At 60.2% G+C, this 24,738-nt stretch carries 24 protein-coding genes; 19 read left to right on the plus strand and 5 right to left on the minus strand.

The features are described 5' to 3' along the window. Positions 1-2: 2 nt before the first annotated feature. A complete protein-coding gene (locus tag JFT81_RS15200; RefSeq protein ID WP_201227927.1) occupies positions 3-962 on the minus strand; it encodes a MerR family transcriptional regulator in 960 nt (319 codons plus the stop codon). A gap of 211 nt (positions 963-1,173) precedes the next feature. On the opposite strand from JFT81_RS15200, the gene JFT81_RS15205 reads away from it, so the two are divergent. The 6 genes from JFT81_RS15205 (at position 1,174) to JFT81_RS15230 (ending at position 4,316) form a co-directional block, all read left to right on the plus strand. Further along, the gene (locus JFT81_RS15205; protein ID WP_201227928.1) at positions 1,174-1,743 is read left to right on the plus strand and encodes an antibiotic biosynthesis monooxygenase; all 570 of its coding nucleotides are present in this window, start codon (positions 1,174-1,176) and stop codon (positions 1,741-1,743) included. Between the two features lie 181 nt (positions 1,744-1,924). Further along, complete coding sequence (gene folM / locus JFT81_RS15210; RefSeq protein WP_201227929.1) at positions 1,925-2,635, plus strand: dihydromonapterin reductase; 711 nt, start codon at positions 1,925-1,927, stop codon at positions 2,633-2,635. Positions 2,636-2,657: 22 nt separating this feature from the next. Beyond that, a complete protein-coding gene (gene folE, locus JFT81_RS15215) occupies positions 2,658-3,218 on the plus strand; it encodes a GTP cyclohydrolase I FolE (RefSeq protein ID WP_201227930.1) in 561 nt (186 codons plus the stop codon). After that, entirely contained in the window at positions 3,219-3,590 is a 372-nt protein-coding gene (gene folX, locus JFT81_RS15220; protein ID WP_007914273.1) for a dihydroneopterin triphosphate 2'-epimerase, read from the plus strand. Positions 3,591-3,688: 98 nt separating this feature from the next. After that, complete coding sequence (locus JFT81_RS15225) at positions 3,689-3,985, plus strand: DUF1244 domain-containing protein (RefSeq protein WP_201146955.1); 297 nt, start codon at positions 3,689-3,691, stop codon at positions 3,983-3,985. Continuing rightward, positions 3,978-4,316, plus strand: a complete 339-nt coding sequence (locus JFT81_RS15230; RefSeq protein ID WP_201227931.1) for a HopJ type III effector protein — start codon at positions 3,978-3,980, stop codon at positions 4,314-4,316. The genes JFT81_RS15225 and JFT81_RS15230 overlap by 8 nt, the downstream gene beginning before the upstream one ends. Positions 4,317-4,501: 185 nt before the next feature. On the opposite strand, the gene trxB is transcribed toward JFT81_RS15230, so the two are convergent. Beyond that, positions 4,502-5,464, minus strand: coding sequence for a thioredoxin-disulfide reductase (trxB, locus tag JFT81_RS15235; RefSeq protein WP_201227932.1), 963 nt, complete (start codon positions 5,462-5,464; stop codon positions 4,502-4,504). A 565-nt stretch (positions 5,465-6,029) separates the two neighbouring features. Between trxB and JFT81_RS15240 the strand changes: the two genes are divergently transcribed. The 7 genes from JFT81_RS15240 to JFT81_RS15270 all read left to right on the plus strand — a co-directional run bounded on the left by JFT81_RS15240 (position 6,030) and on the right by JFT81_RS15270 (position 14,829). Next, positions 6,030-6,545 carry an Hcp family type VI secretion system effector gene (locus JFT81_RS15240; RefSeq protein WP_201227933.1) on the plus strand — a complete coding sequence of 172 codons (516 nt, stop codon included), beginning with the start codon at positions 6,030-6,032 and terminating at the stop codon, positions 6,543-6,545. A 108-nt stretch (positions 6,546-6,653) separates the two neighbouring features. Further along, positions 6,654-9,413 carry a type VI secretion system tip protein VgrG gene (gene tssI / locus JFT81_RS15245; protein ID WP_201227934.1) on the plus strand — a complete coding sequence of 920 codons (2,760 nt, stop codon included), beginning with the start codon at positions 6,654-6,656 and terminating at the stop codon, positions 9,411-9,413. Next, positions 9,406-10,020 (plus strand): hypothetical protein, encoded by a 615-nt coding sequence (locus JFT81_RS15250; protein WP_201227935.1) that lies wholly within the window; start codon positions 9,406-9,408, stop codon positions 10,018-10,020. Before tssI ends, JFT81_RS15250 begins: the two co-directional genes overlap by 8 nt. Further along, the gene (locus tag JFT81_RS15255) at positions 10,017-10,754 is read left to right on the plus strand and encodes a hypothetical protein (protein WP_201227936.1); all 738 of its coding nucleotides are present in this window, start codon (positions 10,017-10,019) and stop codon (positions 10,752-10,754) included. The genes JFT81_RS15250 and JFT81_RS15255 overlap by 4 nt, the downstream gene beginning before the upstream one ends. Positions 10,755-10,830: 76 nt before the next feature. Beyond that, complete coding sequence (locus JFT81_RS15260; RefSeq protein ID WP_201227937.1) at positions 10,831-12,975, plus strand: DUF3274 domain-containing protein; 2,145 nt, start codon at positions 10,831-10,833, stop codon at positions 12,973-12,975. After that, on the plus strand, positions 12,975-14,555 hold the full coding sequence (locus tag JFT81_RS15265) for a DUF2875 family protein (protein ID WP_277952780.1): 1,581 nt from the start codon (positions 12,975-12,977) through the stop codon (positions 14,553-14,555). Before JFT81_RS15260 ends, JFT81_RS15265 begins: the two co-directional genes overlap by 1 nt. A 13-nt stretch (positions 14,556-14,568) precedes the next feature. After that, the gene (locus JFT81_RS15270) at positions 14,569-14,829 is read left to right on the plus strand and encodes a PAAR domain-containing protein (protein WP_054048120.1); all 261 of its coding nucleotides are present in this window, start codon (positions 14,569-14,571) and stop codon (positions 14,827-14,829) included. A 33-nt stretch (positions 14,830-14,862) separates the two neighbouring features. Here the strand turns inward: JFT81_RS15270 and JFT81_RS15275 are convergent, their stop codons facing one another. Further along, on the minus strand, positions 14,863-16,323 hold the full coding sequence (locus JFT81_RS15275; protein WP_201227938.1) for a fatty acid desaturase: 1,461 nt from the start codon (positions 16,321-16,323) through the stop codon (positions 14,863-14,865). A 245-nt stretch (positions 16,324-16,568) separates the two neighbouring features. Between JFT81_RS15275 and JFT81_RS15280 the strand changes: the two genes are divergently transcribed. Then, positions 16,569-17,228: a hypothetical protein gene (locus tag JFT81_RS15280; protein WP_201227939.1), complete on the plus strand. Its 660-nt coding sequence runs from the start codon at positions 16,569-16,571 to the stop codon at positions 17,226-17,228. After that, a complete protein-coding gene (locus tag JFT81_RS15285; RefSeq protein ID WP_201227940.1) occupies positions 17,222-18,337 on the plus strand; it encodes a hypothetical protein in 1,116 nt (371 codons plus the stop codon). Before JFT81_RS15280 ends, JFT81_RS15285 begins: the two co-directional genes overlap by 7 nt. On the opposite strand, the gene JFT81_RS15290 is transcribed toward JFT81_RS15285, so the two are convergent. After that, on the minus strand, positions 18,325-19,218 hold the full coding sequence (locus JFT81_RS15290; protein ID WP_201228106.1) for a hypothetical protein: 894 nt from the start codon (positions 19,216-19,218) through the stop codon (positions 18,325-18,327). The genes JFT81_RS15285 and JFT81_RS15290 overlap by 13 nt on opposite strands. Before the next feature lie 14 nt (positions 19,219-19,232). After that, on the minus strand, positions 19,233-20,111 hold the full coding sequence (locus tag JFT81_RS15295; RefSeq protein ID WP_201227941.1) for a metal-dependent hydrolase: 879 nt from the start codon (positions 20,109-20,111) through the stop codon (positions 19,233-19,235). A 104-nt stretch (positions 20,112-20,215) separates the two neighbouring features. Here JFT81_RS15295 and JFT81_RS15300 point away from each other — a divergent pair, with 104 nt between their 5' ends. From JFT81_RS15300 to cysZ, 4 genes are all read left to right on the plus strand, one after another. Continuing rightward, positions 20,216-21,145, plus strand: a complete 930-nt coding sequence (locus JFT81_RS15300; protein WP_201227942.1) for a fatty acid desaturase — start codon at positions 20,216-20,218, stop codon at positions 21,143-21,145. After that, positions 21,145-22,746 carry a GH3 auxin-responsive promoter family protein gene (locus tag JFT81_RS15305; RefSeq protein WP_201227943.1) on the plus strand — a complete coding sequence of 534 codons (1,602 nt, stop codon included), beginning with the start codon at positions 21,145-21,147 and terminating at the stop codon, positions 22,744-22,746. Before JFT81_RS15300 ends, JFT81_RS15305 begins: the two co-directional genes overlap by 1 nt. Then, complete coding sequence (locus JFT81_RS15310; protein ID WP_201227944.1) at positions 22,731-23,816, plus strand: aromatic ring-hydroxylating dioxygenase subunit alpha; 1,086 nt, start codon at positions 22,731-22,733, stop codon at positions 23,814-23,816. The genes JFT81_RS15305 and JFT81_RS15310 overlap by 16 nt, the downstream gene beginning before the upstream one ends. A 138-nt stretch (positions 23,817-23,954) precedes the next feature. Next, on the plus strand, positions 23,955-24,707 hold the full coding sequence (cysZ, locus tag JFT81_RS15315; protein WP_201227945.1) for a sulfate transporter CysZ: 753 nt from the start codon (positions 23,955-23,957) through the stop codon (positions 24,705-24,707). Positions 24,708-24,738 lie beyond the last annotated feature (31 nt).

Raw genomic sequence — 24,738 nt, forward strand, 5'->3', positions numbered from 1 at the left:
TTTCAGGTATCGAGTTTTCCTGCGAGAAACTGCGTCAGCCGCTGACGCATGGTCGCCCCCTCATTGCCCAGGCAACCGATCGAAGACCCGGCCAGAGTGTCCTGCGCCAGGTCGGCGGCATCGCCGGCCAACAACACCTGACAATCCAGGCTCAGCGCCAATCGATTCAGGCGCCGTGATAACTCCGCAGCCGGTGCATGATTGGAAAACAGCACCAGCGCCTGGGGTTTGATCTTTTCGCAGACCAACGTCAATTCATCGAACGGCTGGCCGGCCGTCAACACCCGCACTCCCGAGTCGCTGCCACTCAAAAACAGCGCGGCCACCAGCAACTCCAGCTCCCGGCACTGCCCGGCCAACGCACTGACGATAATCTTGCGCGGCTGTGCTGTGCGTAACGCAATGACTCGCTGCAGCACCCGCGTGCGCAGATAGCCATCGAGAAACAACCATTCACTGGTTTGCCCGAAACTGTCCTGGCGCTGCAGCAATTGCCGCCACAGTGGCAGCAGAATGTCCTGGAACACCACCGGCAACGAATACGAAGAAAAGATCTGCCCGTAGACCCGATCCAGCTCAAGATCATCGAACGCACTGACGGCACGCTGCACTTGATGCTGCCATTGCAGGTAATCGGCCTGCACCCGATCTTCGGCAATGTAGTTGGCCAGCACTTTCAGCGGCTCGGTCTTGGCGAGGATCTTGCCGATCTTGCTGACGGCCACGCCACGGTCGATCCATTCGACGATGCTGCGCACGCGCTCGATATCGGTCATCGAATACAACCGATGCCCACTTTCGGTGCGCGTCGGTTCAATCAAACCATAGCGCCTCTCCCAGGCACGCAGGGTGACCGGATTGACACCGGTCAGCCGCGAGACTTCGCGTATCGGGAACAGGTCTTCGCGCTCGAGCGCTACAGATGCCTGCGAAATAAGGCTTGAGTCCGTCATGACAGGCATGTGGCTATCGACGTCCATGTGAGTAAATTGGATCCCATTGTAGTTGCAATGCTCCATAAAGGTTCATGCGACGAACTACGACGAAAGTCGCTGGTTAAATCGCGAAAATCAGGAATAATCCTTGCTTGCAATAAAACGCAGGCCACTACCCCGGCCTGCGTCTGGCGAAACTCCTACCCGGAGCAACGCGTTCGTAATACGGAGATACACAATGTCTACTTCCCCCGTCACGCTGATGGTTGCGCGTCGCGTCGCCGATGGCCGCTATCAGGATCTGATCGCCTGGCTGCGCGAAGGCGAACAACTGGCCACCGACTTCCCCGGTTATCTCGGCTCTGGCGTGCTGGCTCCGCCGCCTGGCGATAACGAGTTTCAAATCATTTTTCGCTTCGTCGACGAACAGACTTTGCATGCCTGGGAGCATTCGGCTTCCCGCACTGCGTGGCTGGATCGCGGCAGCGATCTGTTTCTGCACCCCAAGGAACATCGGGTCAGCGGCATCGAGGGCTGGTTCGGTGCAGCCGGTCAGCGGCCACCACGCTGGAAACAGGCCGTGGCCATCTGGTTGGCATTCTTTCCGGTTTCGCTGCTGTTCAACTTCGTGCTCGGCCCGCTGCTCGGCGATATGAGCCTGCTGCCGCGGGTTTTTATCAGCACTTTGTGCCTGACGCCACTGATGGTTTACTTCTTTATACCGTTGTCGACGCGGTTGCTGGCCAATTGGTTGAACAGCACACCGACGCGACGCTTGCCGGCCGAGCCAGTTTCTCAAAACCGATGAAACGTCTTTAGGAGCAAGGCTTGCCCGCGAAGGCCATGTGTCATTCAGCATTGTCGGCGGCTGACACACTGCTTTCGCGGGCAAGCCTTGCTCCTGCGAGAAACGCAAAGCCCTTCCCGCAATAGGTGGGTAAGCCGTGTCGCTGTTATAGTTTTTGCTCTACCCGCGACGCGAGCTGTTCATGACCACCACTTCCGCCCCGATCCTCATCACCGGTGCCGGCCAACGTGTCGGTCTGCATTGTGCGCAGCGTCTGCTCGAAGATGGCTACAGCGTCATCTTCACCTACCGCACTGAACGCCCCGGCGTACAAACACTGCGTGATCTGGGTGCCATCGGCCTGTTCGCCGACTTCTCCAGCGAAGCCGGCATCCTTGCCTTCATTGGCGAACTCAACACCCACACCGACAGCCTGCGCGCCATCGTCCACAACGCCTCAGAATGGCTGGCCGAAACCCCGGACAGCGAGGCCGAAGCGTTCACGCGCATGTTCAATCTGCACATGCTTGCGCCGTACCTGATCAACCTGCACTGCGCGGAGCTGCTGCAACGCTCGACGCCTGCCGACATCATCCATATCAGCGACGACGTCACGCGCAAGGGCAGCAGCAAGCACATCGGCTATTGCGCCAGCAAAGCCGGGCTCGACAGCCTGACCCTGTCCTTCGCCGCCCGCTATGCGCCGGCCATCAAGGTCAACACCGTCGCGCCGGCCCTGCTATTGTTCAACCCCGACGACAACGCGGCGTACCGCGCCAAAGCCCTGGCCAAATCCGCGCTGGGCATCGAACCGGGCAGCGAAGTGATCTATCAGAGCCTGCGCTACCTGCTCGACAACCCGTATGTCACCGGTACGACCCTGACCGTCAACGGCGGACGGCACGTCAAATAACGCCGCCCCGAGAGGATCTTGCATGCCACTGTCCCTGCCCGAAAACTACCGCGAAATCCTTATCGGCCTCGGTGAAGACCCCGACCGCGAAGGCCTGCTCGACACCCCGGTACGCGCGGCCAAGGCCATGCAATACCTGTGTCACGGCTACGAACAGAGCGTTGAGGAGATCGTCAATGGCGCGTTGTTTGCCTCTGACAGCGACGAGATGATCATCGTCGCTGACATCGAGTTGTACTCGTTGTGCGAACATCACTTGCTGCCCTTCATCGGCAAGGCCCATGTGGCTTATATTCCGACAGGCAAGGTGTTGGGCCTGTCGAAAATCGCGCGGCTGGTGGACATGTTCGCGCGGCGCCTGCAGATTCAGGAAAACCTCACGCGGCAAATTGCCGATGCGGTGCAACAGGTCACCGATGCCGCCGGCGTCGCCGTGGTCATCGAAGCCAAGCACATGTGCATGATGATGCGCGGCGTGGAAAAACAGAATTCGACGATGAACACCTCGGTCATGCTCGGCGCCTTCCGCGAGTCGAGCAACACCCGCCAGGAGTTCCTGCAATTGATTGGACGGAGCAAGTAAATGCCACAACTTCAGCCGGGAATGGCGCGCATCCGGGTCAAGGATCTGCGCTTGCGCACCTTTATCGGGATCAACGAGGACGAGATCCTCAACAAGCAGGATGTGCTGATCAATCTGACCATCCTGTATGCCGCGCAGGAAGCGGTGCGCGATAACGACATCGACCACGCACTGAATTACCGCACGATCACCAAGGCGATCATCGCCCACGTCGAGGGCAACCGCTTTGCGCTGCTCGAACGCCTGACTCAGGAATTGCTGGATCTGGTAATGAGCAATGGTTCGGTGCTGTACGCCGAAGTCGAAGTCGACAAGCCGCACGCACTGCGTTTTGCCGAGTCGGTATCAATAACGCTCGCGGCGAGCCGCTGAGCTTCAAGCTTCGAGCCGCAAGCGTTAAGCTACAGCCACCCACAATCCAAACTTGCAGCTTGAAGCTCGCCGCTTGAAGCTGTCTCGAAGAGACCTCCATGACCGAGCAACAACGCCTCGAACTCGAAGCCGCCGCCTTCCGCCGGCTGGTCGCCCACCTGGACAGCCGCAAGGACGTGCAGAACATCGACCTGATGAACCTCGCCGGGTTCTGCCGTAACTGCCTGTCGAAGTGGTACAAGGCCGAAGCCGACGAGCGCCAGATAGACGTCAGCCTCGATGACGCCCGCGAAGTGGTTTACGGCATGCCGTACGCCGAGTGGAAAGCCCAATTTCAGCAAGAAGCCAGCGCCGAACAACAAGCGGCGTTCGCCAAAGGAAAAACCCATGAGTGACCTGAACACCCTGCGCGCCAGCCTCAAGAGCGGTGAACACGCTTTCGCCGACACTCTGGCGTTTATCGCCGCCGGGTATGACTACCAGCCGCAGGCGTTCAACAACGGTGGAGTGGATAACGCGGCTGGGCAGAACGAAGGCTCGTGCAAGACCCTCGGTCTGGCGCTGCTGGAAGGTCTGAGCGATGAAGAAGCGCTGCTGGCGTTTGGCGAGCATTACCGCTCGGTGGTGGCGACGCCTGAGGGCAGTGATCACGGCAACATTCGAGCGTTGATCGCTCATGGCCTGGCCGGTGTGAAATTCACCGCACAGCCCCTGACCCGCCGCTGATCACAGAACCAACCACAATCCCCAGTGGGAGCGAGCCTGCTCGCGAATGCGGTCTATCCGTTGACTCATGTGCTGAATGTGAGACCGCTTTCGCGAGCAGGCTCGCTCCCACATTCGATGTGTGGGCTGTGAATAACGGACACAAAAAAACCGGCCAATTGGCCGGTTTTTTTATGCCTGCGATCTTAGAACGAAGCGTTCTGCAGACCGTCCAGGTAACGCTCGGTGTCCAGTGCCGCCATGCAGCCGGCGCCAGCCGAGGTGATGGCCTGACGGTAAACGTGATCAGCCACGTCGCCGGCAGCGAAGATGCCTTCTACGCTGGTCGCGGTCGCGTTGCCGTCACGGCCGCCCTGCACCACCAGATAACCGTCTTTCAAGGTCAACTGACCTTCGAACAACGAAGTGTTCGGGGTGTGGCCGATGGCGATGAACACGCCGTCGACAGTGATTTCGTCGAAGCTGCCGTCGTTGTTCTTCAAGCGCACACCGGTCACGCCCATGTTGTCGCCCAGCACCTCGTCGAGGGTGGCGTTCAACTTGAGGATAATCTTGCCTTCAGCCACGCGAGCATTGAGCTTGTCGATCAGGATTTTCTCGGCGCGGAAGGTTTCGCGACGGTGGATCAGGGTCACGGTGCTGGCGATATTGGCCAGGTACAGCGCCTCTTCAACCGCGGTGTTGCCGCCGCCCACTACAGCCACTGGCTTGTTGCGGTAGAAGAAACCGTCGCAGGTTGCGCAGGCCGAAACGCCTTTGCCCATGAACGCTTCTTCCGACGGCAGGCCCAGGTAGCGAGCGCTGGCGCCGGTGGCGATGATCAAGGCATCGCAGGTGTAAGTCGCGCTGTCACCGGTCAGGGTGTAAGGCTTGGCAGCAAAGTCGACGGCGTTGATGTGATCGAAAACGATCTCGGTTTCAAAACGCTCGGCGTGCTCGCGCATGCGCTCCATCAGGACTGGACCGGTCAGGCCATGGACGTCGCCCGGCCAGTTGTCGACTTCGGTAGTGGTGGTCAGCTGACCGCCAGCCTGCATGCCGGTGATCAGCAGTGGCTTGAGGTTGGCACGGGCCGCATATACCGCAGCGCTGTAACCGGCAGGGCCGGAACCGAGAATAATCACTCGCGAATGACGGACTTCAGACATGACCTGCTCCTGTTGACCGGGCCGAAAAACGGGCACGGATCGCCGGACTGCCGGCGGGAATAAAAAAGGACCGTGGAAAACCTTGGGGAAGGCTTGAGCTCGACAGTCCTGTAAAAAGTTGGGTGCAGCGTATCGAGGGGCGCAAGATTAAGGAAATACGGTTTAACAATCCAGCTCATAGGTCGTCTCTATGCCGACAGACTGACGAGATGGACATCCACATCTATGAGAGATACCAACCGAATCTGCAACGCCATTATTAGGCCATGATGCGCAAGAAGTTGCGCAGCAGCCCATAATAAAACACCCCCTGAAACCGCTACAGGCCTTACAGCGCAAGGCCTGTAGCCAAGTGCGCAAGAAGTTGCGCAGTACTGCGCAACTTCTTGCGCACTTTTCATGGTTTTTCCTTGCCCGAGTCGCCTGCCTGGATGAGATGTTTCGCTTAAATCATTGATCCGGAATGACTATCGAATCGCTGGCATGGAAGTTGATGTCTCCCAAAACACACGGGCAGGCAATCGTGCCTGTTTGACGTGTTTTTTCGAGCAAGGAGAGCATTCCCATGGCAACACCCGCGTACATGTCCGTCACTGGCGAAAAACAAGGTCTGATCACTGCCGGCGCCTTCACCGCCGACTCGGTTGGCAACACCTTTCAGGAAGGCCACGAAGACCAGGTCATGGTTCAGGCTTTCACTCACGATGTGATCATCCCGCGTGACCCGCAATCAGGTCAGCCAACCGGCCAACGCGTGCACAAGCCAGTGGTGATCACCAAGGTCTACGACAAGGCATCGCCTCTGCTGCAAGCTGCTCTGACTTCGGGCGAGCGCATGAGCGAAATCGTTATCCAGTGGTACCGCACTTCGGCTCAAGGCACCCAAGAGCACTACTACACCACCAAACTGGAAGACGCGATCATCGTCGCCATCAACAACAAAATGCACAACTGCCAGGACCCGTCGAACGCGCACTTCACGCACCTGGAAGAAGTGCAATTCACCTACCGAAAAATCACCTGGACCCACGAAGTATCTGGTACTTCGGGTTCCGATGACTGGCGTGCTCCAGTCGCTTGATCGCGGCTGACCGCTTCACGCATCGGCCAGCGCTGCTGGTCGATGCGATTCATACCTTGCAGTGTTGATGTGCGGCCTCTCTTTCTCACCTGACCAAGGAACAGTCCAATGCGTCAAAGGGATTTGAAGTTCACGTTTTCCGTGTTGTCAGGGCAGATGGAGTTCGAGGTCGTAGAGTTCACACTGGAGGAAGCCCTCTGTGAGCCGTTTCGACTCACGATCGAGTTGGCCAGCTACAACCCCAACATCGATTTCGGCAAGGTTCTCGATCAGCCCTCCTTACTCACGATCTGGCAGGGCGGCACAGCGGTGCGCCATGTCCACGGGCTGGTGTCGAGTTTCACTCAAGGTAAAACCGGCTTTCGCCGCACGCGTTATCGCGCCGTGGTCGAACCGCAACTCGCCCGACTCGCCCTGAGTTCCAACTGGCGTATTTTCCAACAGAAAAACGTCCCGGACATCATCAAGTCGGTGCTCAGCGAACACGGCATCCTCGACTATCAGCCACACATCAACAGTGAACATTTGCCGCGCGAATACTGTACGCAGGTCGGCGACACGGACCTCTACCTGTTCGATCGGCTGTCCAGTGAAGAAGGCCTGTTCTATTTCTTCAAATGCAACGAAAGCACTCACACGCTGATCCAGGGCGACAAACTCTATGTGCAGGAGCGCATTCAAGGCGCTCCGGTGCTGTACACCACTGAACCCGCAGCGGATGCCACACAGCCCGTGCTCTACGCGTTCAGTTACACCGAAAACGTGCGCACGGCCGAGCAGACGCAACGCGATTACACCTTCAAGCGTCCGACCTTCGACCAGCAGCAAAACTACGCTGGCGATGACTTGCAACATCAGACGCCGAGCTATCAACGCTACGATTACCCGGGTCGCTACAAGGTCACCTCGGCCGGTAAGCCCTTCACCCAGAATCGCTTGCTCGGGCACCGTGGCGATGCGCGCATCGCCGTTGTCGAAGGCGACGACCCGCGCCTGATCCCGGGTTTCTCTTTCCAGCTCACTGGCCATCCCCGGGAAGATTTCAATCGTTGGTGGCGCTCGCTGAGGATCACTCACAAGGGCATCCAGCACGCCAGCCAGGAAGAAGAATCCGCCGGCGCCGAGGTCGGCGTGAGCTATGACTTCGTCGCCGAAATCATTTGCGAAGAAACCGAATGGCGCACCCCGCCGCTGCCCAAACCGATCATCGACGGGCCACAGATTGCGACGGTGACCGGGCCGGACGGGGAAGAGATTTACACCGATGAATTTGGCCGGGTAAAAGTCCAGTTTCCCTGGGACAGGGAAGGCAAGAACAACGAATTCAGTTCCTGCTGGGTGCGCGTGGCACAGAACTGGGCGGGTGCGGACTGGGGCCATATGGCGATTCCGCGCATTGGCCAAGAGGTCATCGTCGATTACCTCGACGGCGACTGCGATCAGCCGATCATCACCGGCCGCACGTACCGCGCGACGAACATGCCGCCCTACCAACTGCCCGATCACAAGATTCTCAGCACCATCAAAAGCAAGGAATACAAGGGCACTCGGGCCAACGAACTGCGCATTGACGACACCACCAAGCAGATCAGTGCCGCCTTGATGAGTGATCACGGCAGCACCGCATTGCATCTGGGTTACCTGACGCATCCACGGCCGAGCGGCGGTGAGCCGCGCGGCGAAGGCTTCGAGTTGCGCACCGATGAGCACGGTGCGCTGCGGGCCGCCAAGGGGCTGCTGCTGAGTACCGAGGAGCAATTGAACGCCAGCGGCGGCCACCTCAATCGTGCCTCGGTCGTACAGGTGCTGGAAGCGGCGTTGAAACTTGCCAAGGATCTGGGCGACTACGCCCAGGACAACCAGGGCGTAGGCCATGACAAGGCACCGCAGAAGACCCTCAGCGATGCGGTTCGCGACCTGGGCAACGGCGCGAACGACGAGTCGGGCAAGAGCAACGGCGGCAATCCGGCGATTGCCGTGAGCGGTGAAGCCGGCATTGCCGCGGCGTCGCCCAAGAGCATCACGGTGGCGGCGGGTGAGCATATCGACACGATTGCCCAGCAAAATCAGCAACAGACCTCGGGGCAGAAGTTTGTGCTAAATGCCGGGACCGATTTGGGAATGTTTGCCCACAGCGGCGAAATGCGCCAGATCACTCACCAGGGCCCGATGCTGTTGCAGGCGCAGAAAAACAATATTCGCCTGGAGGCGGATCAGAGTGTGGAAGTCAGCGCCAGCAACCAGCATGTGCTGGTGTCGGCCAAAGAGCACATCACCCTGATGTGCGCCGGGGCCTACATCACTATCAAGGGCGGCAATATCGAACTGGGCATGCCCGGCAACCTGATCGTCAAAGCGGCCAAACACAGCCTGCTTGGCGCCACCAGCCTGGAAGCGGAACTGCCCAAATTCAAAGTCGGCGATACCCAGCGACGCTTCATGCTCAAGCAGATTGACGGGACCTCGGCGATGCCCAACATGCCGTACAAAATCACCCTGTCCAATGGCGAAGTGGTCGAAGGCCTGACCGATGCTCAGGGCGCCACGCAGTTGCTGCAGAAAGATGTGATGAGCATTGCCAACGTCGCCATGCTCAAGCCGCCCTCCCCCGCAGCGGCAGGCGCGGCAGCGGGAGGTGCAGGTGCAGGTGCAGTTGCCAGTGGTGCCGGTGCCGCTGACGAGGCGGAGGAAATTGTGCAGTTCTTCGAATTCACGGATGACCAGGGTGGTCCCGCGCCGCACCACTTCAAGGTGATGTCCGCCGGCGAAGTCGTGGCCGAGGGTTCCGGTGATCGCACACCGGAATTCCCTGCCGACATGGAGCTGGAGCTGGAGTCGTGGCCGGTGAAGGAGACACAAAATGCCTGATCTCATCACGCCACAGGTGCGCAAGCTCGCGGCCATCGGATACGGCGAAGCCTCGACGGACAACAACCCGCAGGAAGTCCGCGCCATTTGTTTTACGGTGACCAACCGTATGCGCGCGTGGGGGCTGGCCGACGTCGCCAGCCTGCTCAAGGAGACCGGGACCAGTTATATCGTTGCCGCGCAGGGCGACAATGTCCGTTACAACCAATTGATGAAGGCTTCGGAAGCGGACATCAATGCCGACCCGAACATGCGCTCGGCGGTGGAGAGCGCGCGGGATGCTCTGGCCCAGCGTGGCAACGATCCCTCCAACGGTGCGTATTGGTGGGATGGCATCGATATCAAGAAGTCGACCAACCCCCGACACTCATTGGGATTTCACTACGGCTCCCCCTCGCACAACATCTTCGGGATTGCGCAAGTCTCGAAGCCGGAGACAATCACCTATTGGAAGCAGCTCAACAAAAAGACCAACACAATGGTCAATACCCGCGAACGGGGTCGTTATGACCACGTATATCGGTCCACCGCCGCCATCGGCAAAACGATCTTCTGGACCACCAACCCGGAATACATCAAGGCAACCGGCGCCAAGGAATATCGATGAGCACACTCACCCGTTGTCTGAGTCTGGTTCTCGGCGCGAGCCTGCCATTTCTGGCCCAGGCAGCCCCGGTACAGTTCACCGATTACCGTGCGTTCTATCAGTCGCTGGGCGACAACCTGTTCGCCGGGCCCGGCAGCGAGCTGGCCAGACCCTGTTCGGAATCGCCAAGGCATTGCCTGTGGGTCAACGCCATGCGCCCGGCGTTTGAACGCTTTGAAGATGCGCAGTGGAGCGCGCCCGACGAACTGAAGCTCGATCCGCCCAAAGGCACACCCGTCATTGCCTTTGACGGAGAGGCCCTGACGGTCGGCAAACAACGTTGGCCGCTGCGCGACGCGATCAACTTCGCCTCGCCGCAATGGCCTGTCGGTGATCCCATCGACCCGGAAAATGTGGCGACGGCCACGGCCTGGCGCCAGGGCGCCTCAACGTGCCTGGAGTTGCAATACGTCAGCAGTGGCTACGGTGATCGCTATCCTCTGGTGTTGCTGGTACACGGCCAGCATCTCTACGCGTTACCGCGACTGTTCGCCTCTTGTTCGGCCATTCGCAAGGCGCCCGGCAATCAGTTCAGCTACCCGGAAAACGCCTACCTGGGGGCGGAACTGGAAAACAATCCGACCGGGTTGCAAGTGGATTACCGGGTACCCAACGCAAAAAAACCGCTGGAGCAGTACCTGTTGCACTTCCCGAATCAGGGCGACCCCTTCGTATTTGAGGCGCAGCGCCAATAGGCGCCAGCGGACAAATCCGGCATGACCTTGCGCCCACGCGTCGAGACCAACGGAATTTTCAAGGAGGAAATGGGCGATGACTGATCCTACCCAGCCGAAAAAGATCGCTTCCAGCCAATCGATCACCATGCCCAGCGGTGGCGACATTCACCTGATTCCGCCGCCACCGAAACCCTGCGTGACAATCCTTGTGCACGGTGTAAACGACCTGGCGGGTTGCTACGCACGTATTGAGCAGGGGTTGTGTGAGGGGCTGAACGAACGCCTCGATATGCCACGAACCTTCCCCAACGGCGCGAACAATCCGGGATACCTGTTGCCGGCCAGCTACACCGCTCCAGGCGATGATGATGGCGAGGCCAAGAACCCTGATGCCGTGTACTTCCGCCGCAAGGCCGGAGCCTCCAGCAACGGCGGCCAGCCACGCAGTGTGGTGGTGCCGTTCTATTGGGGATTTCGCGAGGAAGAGGCTTTCATTCAGAAAACCGAGGCGCACGGTCAGTGGCTGGACCGTGACGGCAACCGCCTGGACAAGGCCGGCACCAAAGAAGGCGGCCAGTTCGCCAACGCCACCACCAACCTGCCGGATATGTGGGGCAAGGGCTTCAATGGCATGCTGCTCGGGTTCATTTCCCTGAACAAAATCGGTGGCACGATGACCCACCCGCTGTTCTCGGCTGCCGGCCGCCGCTACATGGTGCTGGCAGCCATGCGCTTGGCCATGTTGATCAAGATCATTCACAAACGTCATCCGAACGATACGATCAACGTGGTTGGCCACAGCCAGGGCACGCTGCTCACTTTGTTGGCCCACGCGTTTCTCAAGGAAGAAAACGCCAAACCGGCGGACGGCGTGGTCATGTTCAACTCGCCCTACAGCCTGTTCCAGCCGAACATGGACAAGGTCCAGAAGTGGGGCGGGCAACAGACAACCGCGGCGCGCATCGCCACACTCAACGGCATCTTGCAATTCATCGCCGGCAGCCCTAATCCGGTGCCGGCCCTGTCGGGCGTGGCGCTTAAAAACAAGCAGGGTTACGGAGCGATTGGCGGGCCTGGCTGGACGGGCACGGCGGCGTGTCAAAGCACGATCCGCGGAGACAAGATCACCTTCAACGAGCGCGACAACCGCGGCTGCACCTTTCTCTATTTCACCCCTCAGGATCAGACGGTTGGCCTCAGGAACGTCCAGGGCATCGGCTGGCAGGGCATCGGCGAAGAGGTCGATGGCCAGCCTGCGCGCAAGATTCTTCCACAACGTTTCCACCAACGCGTCTTTACCGTGCGCAAACGCAACGGCGAGAAAGAACCCGTCGGCAAACACGTGCCTCCTTATGTCTACCTGTTGCGCCAGGACAGCGAACAACCGTGGGAGGACACCGGGCTGGGCTTCATGGACCGTATTCCCAATGGCAGCCTGGACAAGGGCGCCAGCGTGGTCTTGACCGCGCCGCAATTGCCGGTGCCGGGCGACGTGAATTTTGCCAACGATGGCGTTATGACCGCCCCCGGGGAAGCCTCCAAAAGCGGGGTGTACCAGATGAAGGACAAACTCGACCCTGTCGATGCCTCGATCGGCGTAGCCAATGGCGGCTGGGAGCCGAAGAACCCACGTCATGCCGAAGCGGAGATCATGGAAGAAGCCCTGGCCTTCAAATATGGGCAAGACATCCAGAGCGTCGAAAAGGCCCGCAACGAGGGCAAGGAAGCCTCGGAGTGTGCCCATGTGTTTGCCGCTCGGGCTCAAGGCAACGGCAAGGTCCTCATCACTCGCGGGGAAACGCCTTATCAGGCGCGTATTCGTCTGCAAGGCGAGGACTATTCGGAGGCCCTGTCTTTCCACTCATCCATTCCCAACAACCCTGAACACAGCCGACAAGTGCTGGCCTATGACGTGGCGATCGGTGCCGGCGAATGCGTCGATGAAGCATCGTTTTACGCGTATTTGTGTCGGGTGGCGGATTGGCGGCTGGACTGGGCGAAGACCGACGGCGGCGCCAACGCGCAATTTCAGGCGGAGAATGAAGATCCGGACGACTCCGTGGATCAGCACTATCAGGAGGAGGACGGTAAAAACCGCGAGCTGATTGACTCTACGGTCGCCTATCGCAAGACCGGCACGCTACCCGCCATCAGCGACACCATGCCAAGTCTGGTGGCCACCCAGACCCGCACCGAGCTCAGAAAAGGCGAGCCGGTACGTTTTGGTGGCAGCGCCTGATGCGCCTCGATAGAGCTTGTCTGTTTTTCACCGGCCTGCTCCTGACCAGCCTTCTGGTTCACGCGGCTGAACATCCATCGACGGTCAGCCGTTGCTTTGCCAGCGCGGCTTCTCCCGTGACTGCCTATACCTCGGCCAAGGAGGCCGCCACCATGCCTGTTGATGCCCGTTACCGCGCCCCTGCCACCTCGCCTCGTCTGGACACGCTGGATGTGCTCGCCATTGGCCTGAGCCTCGACGTGTTCCGTCAGGGTCAGGCCTGGAAAGCCTTGCAGGAGCAGAATGCAAAGCAGACCGAAGCCCTGCATGTGGGCAGCATTCTGCCCACGGATCCGAAAAAGTACCCGGTGGATGGTGACGCCAAAGACCTCGCCTATGACAAGCGCAAGGCCGATGCGCTGGAATTGGGCTTGCGCGACTTCATGGAGAAGTGGCCGATCCCGACCATCACCGTCGTGCGTGGCTGGAATCCCGATACACCGAACCTGCGTTACGCCCCGCAAAGAACCCGGGAAATGCTCTCGGGCATGGTCAACAGTTACCGCACGGAAGCGGGCCTGCACTGGCATCGCGTGCGCAATCTGCAAGATGGCGTGGTCTGCAATGACACCCCCGAAGGCCTGGTGGAAAACCTGTTCAACCTGTTCGAACAAAACCCTGACCTCCCCGCTGTGCTGGTCTACAACGTGGAAGGGTTCAGCATGTCGTTCGCGCTGTCGGCAAAAAAGGCACCGTTGATTGGCGGGCCGGGCCCGCGCAAACCGGGAGAACTCACCGACGCCATGGTCGCCATGGTGGTCGGCCGCCCCGAACGCGTCGAATGGCTGCGTTATTACGCACAATTCGCCAAGGTCAACGAGAACAAAATCGACCCGGAGTTCAGCGGTTGGGGCGCGAGCAAACCCGCCGTGGAGTTCCAGCCATCGACGTTCATTCCGCAACCCTGGACCCAACGTGCGTTCGAGCAATGGGATGCGCAACCGGTGCTGGCCAAGCTGCATCGGCCGGTCACCGTGTCACTGCTGCGGCCAGACAATGGCGAACGCCTGAAGCGTGACGCGCTGACCGCCGAACTGGCCGCTGGCTGGAAAAGCGCCACCGACGGACTCGCGCAAAAACCGGTTCGGGTGTTCTTTGATGGCGGCGCGAACACCACGCCACTGGCGGAGTTGCTGCCGGCGCTCACTGCCGCGCACAGTCCGCTGGACCTGCTCGATTCGCGCGAGAGCTACGACCTCACTCAGCGCTTGGGCGACACCGGCTCGGCCTCGCCGTTCGTTGGCCTCACGCTGGCGACGATGGCCAGCTACCTCAACGCCGACACCAGCGTAGTCATGCCGATGCGCCGCCCGGAACAGGCGACGATCATTGCCGTGACCTCACCGACGCCCGGCAAGAAGCCTTCAGGCGATGATCATTTCGGCGTCAACCTGGCGCCACAGACCGCCAGTACCGAGGAACCGCCAACCGTGCCTACTGCGCATTCGGCCACGAAAATGCCGGTCGTCGAGCAGGATCACACGCTCGAAGAGTTCCTCGCCGAGCAGAAACCGAAAACCAACTGGATGGACGATCTCTAGGAGGCCTGCTGCCATGGACATCATTCGGCTCGGCGACTCCACCAGTCACGGTGGCACCGTCCTTGAAGCATTCAACCAGACGGACCTGAACGGCAAACCCATGTCCGGTGTTGGCCACAAGGTGGTTTGCCCGCTGTGCAAAGGGGTGTTCCCGATCACGCAGGGCAGTGCGCTGCTGGATGTCGGCGGCATCGCAGTAGCGCTGCACGGGATGAAAACCGCGTGCGGCGCCAGCCTGATTGCCAGCAATCCCAAGGGTGAGGCTGCCAGCTAAGCCCAAGCGGTACTGCGCGGGAACAAGGCTGGATCAGCGCTTGTTCTTCGCCCCCGACCAGAACAGCGAGGGCAGCGTCCGTGAGTCCAGCAACGCGTCATCCGCCGTCACCAGACGAGGCAGAACGTGCCAGGGATGGTTGGCGCTGCGGTGATGATGCAGGTGCAGATTGATGTGATAGGGCCAGATGAAAAACCGCCCTGTGCACCCGACTTTCCAGGCATACGTCCATTCCCGCCAACCGGGAGTTACGTCCGGCCCGCCACTGTGCTCAGCGATGCTGCGGATTTTCTGCAACAGGGTGCCCAGTGTGGCCAGTGGCACGAACCAGAAAAAAGCAATCAACAGGATCGTCTGCGCCGACGTCTGCCAGGCAATGAACGCTAAAAGGCCCAGCCAGATCACACTGGCGGCGAAGGCCGGGCCGGTCATCTTCGGCGATGCTCCGCCCGCTGCCTTGTAGGCGCGCAGATTGCGCAGTGTGTTGATCAGGAACAGATCGCCGAGCAATTGCCGCAGCAACAGTTTGCCGCTCAGCGGACGGAAATCCCAAGGCTGGCGGTGATACAAAAAGCGGCGCTCCGGGTCGTTCGCGGTTCCGGTCTGTTGATGATGTTCGAGGTGCAGGGGCCGATAGAACTCTACCGGAACCATGCCTAGCACACCGATCGCCAGGTTGATCAGAAAGTCGTTGAGCGTGCGATGACGGGTCAGGTGATAGTGCGTCGCGTCGTGGTACAGGATGAACAGCGCATGTTGGCGCGCGGCAATCACCACGAAGGCCACGCCATACAGACGCCAGTCCCCCACGTACAGGGCGATGCGCAACGTGACGATGATGCACAGCCATTCCAGCAGGATCGCCGCCATGCTGCGCAGATCCACTTTCAGGCGCTTGAGCATGACGGTGAACAGGCCTGCCACGCCGCCAATCGCGGCGCCATACACCACGTCGAGCAGCACGTGCTGGCCCGTCGTCAACACGGTAATCCCCAGCACCACGCTCCACAGACTGAAAAGCCATACGGCACGCACGCGCAGATAACTGAGGACAACGCTGATCGCCACCGGCAATGCCACATGCCCACTGGGCGAGGCGGCCAACGGTGAGTCGAGTTGGTAGAACCACGTGAGCCACTGCGACGTGCTGTCCGGCCGCTCGATCATGGTGGGCCAAAACAAATGGCTCAGCAGGCAGGTTCCGGACGCCACGGCCGCGGCAAAAAAGGCTGGCAGCAACCATGCGCGGCGCCGTCCCAGAAGCACCAGCGCCGGCATGATCAGCACATAGCTCAGGTACAACGGCAGGGTGAAAGGAAGTCGAGCAATGTGCGCGTCAAAACCGCTGGGCTGAATCACCCGCACCGCGCCCATCGGCCAGTGCGTGACGAGAAAATACAGCGCGCCCGTCACGACGGTGTAGACCACCAGCCAAAGGAAGGGCCGCGTCACGATCGAGGTATCAATGTGATGACTGGCAAACGTGGATGACATGAATAAAGCGCCTGATGGGTCAGAACACGTGCAACGTTTCCATACCGCCAAGAGCGGCGGCTTCTGCTCGGTTATGCCAGATTTTCAGCGTCAGTAAATGACGGCGACGAAAGGAAGTCTACGTTGCATTGACCCTTTCAACTCGCCAAACTCCAGACATCTTGCCTGCGATGCCGAGGATCTCCATGCGTTTGTGCGCAACGTCCGTTGAATGCTCCGATCTGCATCCACATGAAATCGATCGGATGTTCGAGATCTATCGCGCCTCCTACTGCGACACCTCCCGCGCGCAATTCGACCAGGATTTGCAGGACAAAACCCACTGCATCGTGTTGCGTTGTGCGGATCAGACCATCGTCGGTTTCACCACGCTCAAACGCTATGGGCGCACGTGGTCGGGCCAACCGATCAGGGTAATTTTTTCCGGCGACACCATCATTGATCGCGACCACTGGGGCAGCCAGCAACTGGCCTTCGCGTGGATGCGCCTGGCCGGCGAGATCTGGCAGGAGCAGCCTGACGTTCCGCTGTACTGGTTTCTGATCTGCAAGGGTCACCGCACCTACCGCTATCTGGCCGCCATGGCGTTGAACTACGCCCCCCGCGCTGGCGTGGTGACGGACCCTGCGGTTCAGGCACTGGCGGATTATCTGGCAGTGGATCGTTTCGGCGATGCCTACGATCCGGCGACGGGCGTGCTGTCTTTCACAGTGCCACAAGGTCGCTTGACGACCGAGCTGGCACACGTCCCCGCCCCTCACCTGCGCCTGGAAAACGTGGCGTATTTTCTACAGCAGAATCCTCGTTACGCGTCGGGCGATGAGTTGGTCTGTCTATGTGAATTACACCCCGACAACCTGCGGCCCTTGGCGCTGCGTCTGTTTGCCGCCGCGCAACCATGCTGATCCGCCAGGCCAGCGCGGCGGACAATCGGCAGCTGCTCGATTTTCAGGCGCAGCGGGCCATGCAGGGTGGTTTGCCAATGCGCTTCGATCGCGGGCCGGATTACTTTGCGCTGCACCGTTGTCATGCCAGCGACCATCGCACCTGGCTGGCCGAGAACGCCACCGGTGATCTGAAGGGCATCGCCAGCCTGGTGGTGCGCGAGGGTTATCTTCAGGGTGAAATTCAGCCCGTGGCCTATCTGGGGGATTTGCGACTGGTGCCTGACCGACGTCTGTCGCTGTCGTGGATGGCCGAGGTCAAAGTCCGTCTCGCCGCACTGGCCGCTGAAACGGGAGTGCAGCACGCCTATTGCTGTGTCATCCGCGACAACCGTCTCGCCACCCAGTCACTGCTCGGCGGACGGCGCGCCAATCCACTCGGCCTTGCGCACTGGCGGGGCTACAGCAACGTCGCCGTTTATGCCCAGCGCGGTTGGCGAAGCATTCCACGAACGCCAGACCACGTGCGCATTGTGCAAGCGCAGCCGTGCCACGCCGATGCGCTGCGTGCGTTTCTCGACAGCGAATCGGCAGGTCAGCCGTTCGGCAACGTCTTCAGTGAGGCGCAGTTTGCCCGGCGCCTGGAGACCTGGCCGGACTTCGACCTCTCGTCATTTCTGCTGGCACTGGACGCCCGAGACAATCTGCTGGGCTGCGTCGCGCCCTGGGATGCCGGGCGGATCAAGCGGGTGGTGCTGGAGACCTTGCCGCTGACGCACCAGGCCATTCGCCTCGCATTCAACAGCTGTGCGCCGCTGCTGGGGCGCCCGGCGATTGCTGCGCCAGGTGAGGCATTACGCGACGTTTACCTGACCCACTTGCACGTCCGACAACGCGACCCGCAGATTTTTGCGGCACTGCTGGATGCGGCGTGGCTGCGCGTTCGCGGTCAGTACGCGTTGATGCAATTGTGTCTGTATGACCATGATCCGTTCTGGATGGCCATGAAGCGCTATCGCGCCGTGTCCATCGCCATGGACCTGTACACGGCACCCTGTGTGGGCAATGCCGCGGCGTTGACGCCGCAGGATGCCGAGCGCATTCCGGGGTTCGAAATCTATCTCGTCTGAGCGCACCCGTGCAGGACAGCCAATAACGTCAGCCAGAAACGCGTGGCGTCAAAGCCACCGCCGCCCAGCACCGGTTGACCGTGGTCGAGCCTGGGCAGGCAAATCTGCGGCATGCCCTCGATGCATTGATGCTCGAGGTAAAACTGCCCGTCATGGGCCCAACCCGGTCGTCGGGCATTGAGACGGCCATGATGGGTATCGAAGCGCGAACTGGGCGCGGCGCTCCAACTGATAACGTGCAGGCAGGGCACGTCAGCGGGCAGGTGTTCGAGCAGGTCGCTGATGTGCGGGTCGCGCAGGCTGCTGATATCCCGTGCGCCCTCGGCCACCCAACGCGTTTTCGCCAGCACACGGCGAACGCGGTCGAGCGGGTAGTTGCCGCTCGGCTGCCCAACATTGCACGCCAACACGTCATCGATGACCGTCGACGGGCCTGTCGGCGGTTGCACCAGCGCCACGCCGTCACACGCCTCGCTCAATGCCTGGTTCTGTGCCAACGCCGCGAGCGCATCGAGCCCGCCCTTGCTGTGCGCCAACACGACAAAGCGCTGCCCCTGCCTGAGTTCGGCCGTCAGCACCTTGCTGATATGCCGCCCCTGCGCCATGACGCCGCGGGATGAACGCACGGGCAGGCGCAGAACCGGATAACCCAGGCGCCGCAAAGTCTGCGCGCAATCCTGAAAACAGCCGGGCAACCATTCGGAAAACAGCCCGGCCACCAGTACCACCAGCGTATCCGGGTCAAGGCTGGGCATGGGCATGTGCCAGGCCGCGACAAATTTCTCCGTACAGTCGAGCCGTGCGTCAGGCGCTACGAATTCGGTTGCCGGAAAATGCAGCGGCCAATCGGCAAACCCCTCAGGCATCCAGGCGTGTGTGATCGCCGAAGGTCTTTTCATGGCGTGCGCCCAGCATATTCGTCCAGCGTTTGTCGCGCCGCTTGCAGCGCCTCTCGGGTATCGAGGTGATTGGGGTGAAATCCCGGCATGAACCACGCCAGCCATCGCGGAAATACACGGGTCAGCGGCCCGGGATGAACGAATAACCAGCCGAGTAAACGCAGCCACTCGCGCCCGTTGCGGCGTTGCCCGTCATTGCCTGCCAGTCGGTAAATGAAGTACATGACATCGACGGCAAAGTAGCCGGTCATGATCAGCATGACCCCGCATCGCTTCAGATATCGCCGCAGCGGATTGCTCACCACCACGCGCAGCACATCGTAGGCGACGGCCTTGTGTTCGGTTTCTTCGATCGCGTGCCAGCGCCAGAGCATGGCCATCTTCGCATCGGCACCGTTGAGGACAGCGGGATGACGCAGGAGCTGATCGGAGAGAATCGCGGTGAAATGTTCCAGGCTGGCCGTCATCGCCAGACGCATCGCCGGCGAAAATTTCTTGCCCACCTCCTGACGACGCAACAGCAGTTGTTCCAGAGCATCGATCGGGGCGCCTTGCGCCGCGAGTAGCCGGTTGTACGCGCGATGTTCGCGAATATGCGCCGCTTCCTGATACACGAACGCGTCAACCGCTTGCGCCAGCACCGGATGTTTTTCGATGGCTTTGCGAAAGTGCACGACACTGTCGATGAAGAGTTTTTCGCCGAGTGGAAACATGATCGACAGGCCATCGAAAAAGCGCGTGACATGCGGCCAGCCGCGATACCAATAGCGAGGAATCTGCTCATCGAGCGCAAAACGCACGTCGCGTCGGGGGATGTCTGCGCCAGCGGGTTTTGCCGCCGAGCGTCTGGCCAGAAGGCGTTTTAGATACGACATACAGTTTTCTGCGGTTCCTCGTTGCCCCGACGCGCCTGCAATTGATCATTAGCGAAGCGATCAGGGCGGTATACTTTTTCGACTCGACCTTTCAAGGAGCCCATATGCGCAGTTCCGGTGACATTTCGCAAACACGTCGTTTCGACGTGGCCAATCTGTGCGTGCTGGCGCTGCAAACGCTGTTATGGGGCGCGACCCTGACATGGCTTTCCCACACCGAGGCGGGCGGGCTCAAATGGCTGGTGCTCATTCCGTTTTGCCTGGTGATGCAGGGTGTCTTCTCGATGATGCACGAGTCCTTTCATGGGCTGGCGCACAGTCGCAAATCCCTCAACTACTTCGTCATGTGGTGGGCTTCTACCCTGTTCGGTGCTTCGGCTACGCTGATCCATATCAATCACCTGGGTCATCATGTGCGCAATCGCACGCGCGCAGAGCTGGCCGACTTTGCGGTCGCGGATGAGTCGCTGTGGCGCAAGCGTATCGAATACTACTTTGCGGTGCTCGGCGGTATCTGGCTGGCGGCGTTTGTCGGCAGCCTGTTGTTGCCGGTGCTGCCGGCGCGGATCACGGACAAATGGTCGCAAACCGCAGAGGTCAATACCTATGCCGCGGCGTTCAAGGACTTCTCCAGCGCTGACTTCAAACGCATCCGCCTGGAAGTCATTGCCAGCGTCGCCGCGTGGTTATCGATCGGAATCCTGCTCGGATGGACGTGGCAGGTTGTGCTCATCGCCTACCTCGCCTTTGCATTTTCCTGGTCGTCGCTGCAGTGGGTGTACCACATGCGCACGCCACTGGACGTGGTCGAAGGCGCCTATAACCTGCGCGCCCCGCGTCTGGTTCGCTGGGCATTTTTGAACTTCAACTACAACCTGACCCATCATCGGCATTCGGCCATGCATTGGCAGCAGATGCATGCAGCCTCCAACCTGAAGGAAACCCGGCCGTTGTGGTATGGCTGGCTGCAGGTTTTCCTGCCGCCCCAGCGGCTACCCGATGACTTGACGCAACTGGAGAAGACCTACTTCTGATGAGCGCCAACATGGATGTCAAACGCGCGCTATGGCAAACCTTCCTGGAGCACGCCAAGCCCACGCTCGATCAATGGCACAGGCAACTCGAGCAACCGCAATCGACGCAAGAGCATTTATTGCAGCGACTGCTCGAAGCCAATCGTGATTGCGCATTCGGCCGTGCCCACCACTTTGCCCGCCTGCAGGACTCGACGCAGTTTCGCGACCACGTACCGATCCACACCTACGCGCAGCTGCAGCCGTGGATCGAGCGCGCGCAAACGGAATCCGCCGCGATTCTGACCGCCTCCCCACCGCTGTTTTTCGAGCGTACGAGCGGCAACAGCGCGCTGCAAAAAGCGATTCCCTATACGCGCGCCTTCCTCACAGAAATGCACAGCGCGCTGACCGTGTGGCTCGCCGACATGCATCGCCAAGTGCCTGGCATCAGTCATGGCTCGAGCTATTGGTCGATGTCGCCGCCCCTGCAAATGCCTGTGGCGGGAGCCAATGGCATTTGTCTCGGCTCGGCCAGTGATCTGGAGTATTTGAGCGGCAGTCATCTGGCGGATCTGGCAGGGACGTTGCTGATTCCAGAGTTTAACGGTGCACTGTCGCAATGGCGCCGACAGACGCTCTTGGCCTTGTTGGCCGATGCTGATTTGAGCTTTATCAGTGTCTGGAGCCCGACCTTTCTGACCAGCCTGTTGCAGCCGCTGTTCGACGCCGAAACGCCAGAACATGCACAGACGTTTGCCTGGCTGGAGGCTGCGCTCCCCGCGCCGCGCCGGTCAGCGCTACGCCGCGCGCGAGCCCAGGGTGTCTGCAGCGAATTATGGCCACGCCTGGCCGCCGTCAGTTGCTGGATGGAGGGGCCCAGTCGCCACTACTTCACGCAGTTGGCCACACGCTTTCCGCAAACGCAGTGGCTACCGAAAAGTCTTTTTGCCACCGAAGGTGTCGTGAGCGTTCCATTCGGCGACGGACCGGGCTGCCCGTTGGCGATCGGCAGTCATTATCTGGAGTTTCTCTGCGAAGACGGCACCCTGCGCCACGCTCATTCGTTACGTCTGGGCGAAACGGCGCAGGTGCTGCTGAGTACCGGTGGCGGCTTGTACCGCTACGCCTTGGGCGATCGGGTCCGCGTGGTCGGCATGTCGGGGGCCACACCGCGGGTCGAGTTCGTCGGACGTGCCACGGCGACCAGTGATCTGGTCGGTGAAAAACTGGATGAACACGTCGTGCAGAACCTGTTCGAGCGTTGCCCGACCACCCAGGCTGGCGCATGTCTGATCCCCAATGCCTATGCTTCGCCACCGCATTACACGGCGTTGGTGGCGATGTCCCGAGACCTTGATGTCAGCGCCCTGGCGCTGACGATCGAGGCAGCACTGGCCGACGCCTTTCATTACGGCCAGGCACGCCAACTCGGGCAACTGGGACCGGTGCAGGTGCGCCTGCTCGACGGCGGCGCTGATCAACTCGCGCAGGTGTTGCAACAGGCGGCGGAGTTGAGCGGCATCCGTGCGGGCGACTTCAAGCCGCGTTCGCTCATCAACCGGCTGGAGACAGCTCAAGACCTTCTCGCTCTGACGGAAAGCTCATGTCGGCACCTGTGAATAACCTCCTCGAAACACCCGACGACGCTACCCTCGAACAATGGTATGTGGCGTGCGCACAGAACGAACTGCGCAAAAACAAACCTTACCGGGCGAAGATTCTGGGCCTGAACCTGGTGCTTTTTCGCCAGCGTGACGGCCGGGCAGCGGCATTACTCGACCAGTGCGTGCATCGCGGCACCCGCTTATCGGCGGGCAAGATTGCCGACGATTGCCTGGTGTGCCCTTACCACGGCTGGCGCTACGACGCTGAGGGGCAAGTGGTGCACATTCCCAGCGTCGGCGAGAAATCGTGCTCATCGTCGTCCCCCGCGTATCGCTACCGCCAGCGTCACTTTGCGGTGCAAGAACAGGACGGGCTGATCTGGGTCTACACCGGCAAGGGCGACCCGCAGAGGAAAGCCCCGTTCAAACTACCGGTCTACGGCGAAAAGCCCTGGCAGTCGTATTTCATGATCAACACCTTCGAGGCTGACGTCGGCAGCCTCGTGCAGAACTTCATGGACGTGCCGCACACCGTTTTCGTGCACGAGGGCATCTTCCGCTCCAGCACCGGACGAACGATGGAAGCCACGCTCGCGTGTAAAGCGCAGAGCATTGAAGTGACGTATCACGATGACGGCGACAAGATCGGTATCCTGAACTGGCTGAGCAACCCCGACGGCGAGCCCATGGTGCACACCGATCGCTTTTTTGCACCCAACGTCACGCGTTGCGACTACCGCTGGGGCGAGCGTTCGGCGTTCATCATCATCAGTCAGATCACGCCCATCGATTCACGCCAGTCGCGCGTCTACACCTACATCGCCTACCGCTTCCGCCTACCCCGCTGGGTGCTGGGCCTGTTGCGTCCATTCATTCATCTGTACACCCACATCGTTATTCGCCAGGACGTGAAAATCATTCAGGCGCACCGGCAAGGCCTCGACAATGTCGCGGATTTCAAACCGTGCAACGTGCAGGCCGATGCCGTGCATATCGGCGTCGATCAGCTCCTGGCAGCCGTAAAACGCGGAGAAGCGTTACCACCGGCACAACGCCGTGAATCGCGGATACGCTTCGAGCTTTGAGGGCGGACGGCAAACGATTGACTGAGGAATAGACTCCCTCTGATCTTTGTTACAGTGAATGTCGATCGCTTTACCGCGCTTTCGCAGCCTTTGCAAAGTCGGTAAGGTCGGCGCGTTTTCCTTTGCTCGGAGCACCTTATGCCCGCCCCTGTTCTGTCCGGCCCGCAATACCTGCGAGAAGGCCTAAAACTGGTCCTCAGCCCTGGCCTGCGCCTGTTCGTGTTGTTGCCGCTGGCGATCAACCTGGTGCTGTTCGTCGGATTGATTTATCTGGCCGGCCACCAGTTCAGCCTCTGGGTCGATACGCTGATGCCGTCGCTGCCCGACTGGCTGAGCTTCCTCAGCTATGTCCTTTGGCCGCTGTTTGTCGTGCTGGTGGGGCTGATGGTGTTTTTCACCTTCACCATGCTCGCTAACGTGATTGCAGCGCCTTTCAACGGTTTCCTCGCGGAAAAAGTCGAAGTGGTGGTGCGTGGTACCGACGACTTCCCGGCCTTCAGCTGGGGCGAACTGGTCGAGATGGTTCCCCGTACGTTCGCTCGGGAAATGCGCAAGCTCGGCTACTTCCTGCCCCGAGCCCTTGGCCTGTTCATCCTCTCGTTCATTCCGGTGGTAAACATTGTTGCCGCGCCACTGTGGCTGTTGTTCGGTGTGTGGATGATGGCGATCCAGTACATCGACTACCCGGCGGACAACCACAAACTGGGCTGGAACGAAATGCTCGCCTGGCTGCGGCAGAAGCGCTGGCAGAGCATGAGCTTTGGCGGCATCGTCTATCTGGCGCTGCTGATTCCGGTGGTCAACATCCTGATGATGCCCGCCGCTGTAGCGGGCGCGACGCTGTTCTGGGTGCGTGAGCGCGGTGCCGAGAACCTCGTGACTCAGCGCTGAACCGGCAACAGACAGCACGTCATAAATCCAT

This window comes from Pseudomonas sp. TH43 (assembly GCF_016650635.1).
Classification (GTDB): Bacteria; Pseudomonadota; Gammaproteobacteria; order Pseudomonadales; family Pseudomonadaceae; genus Aquipseudomonas.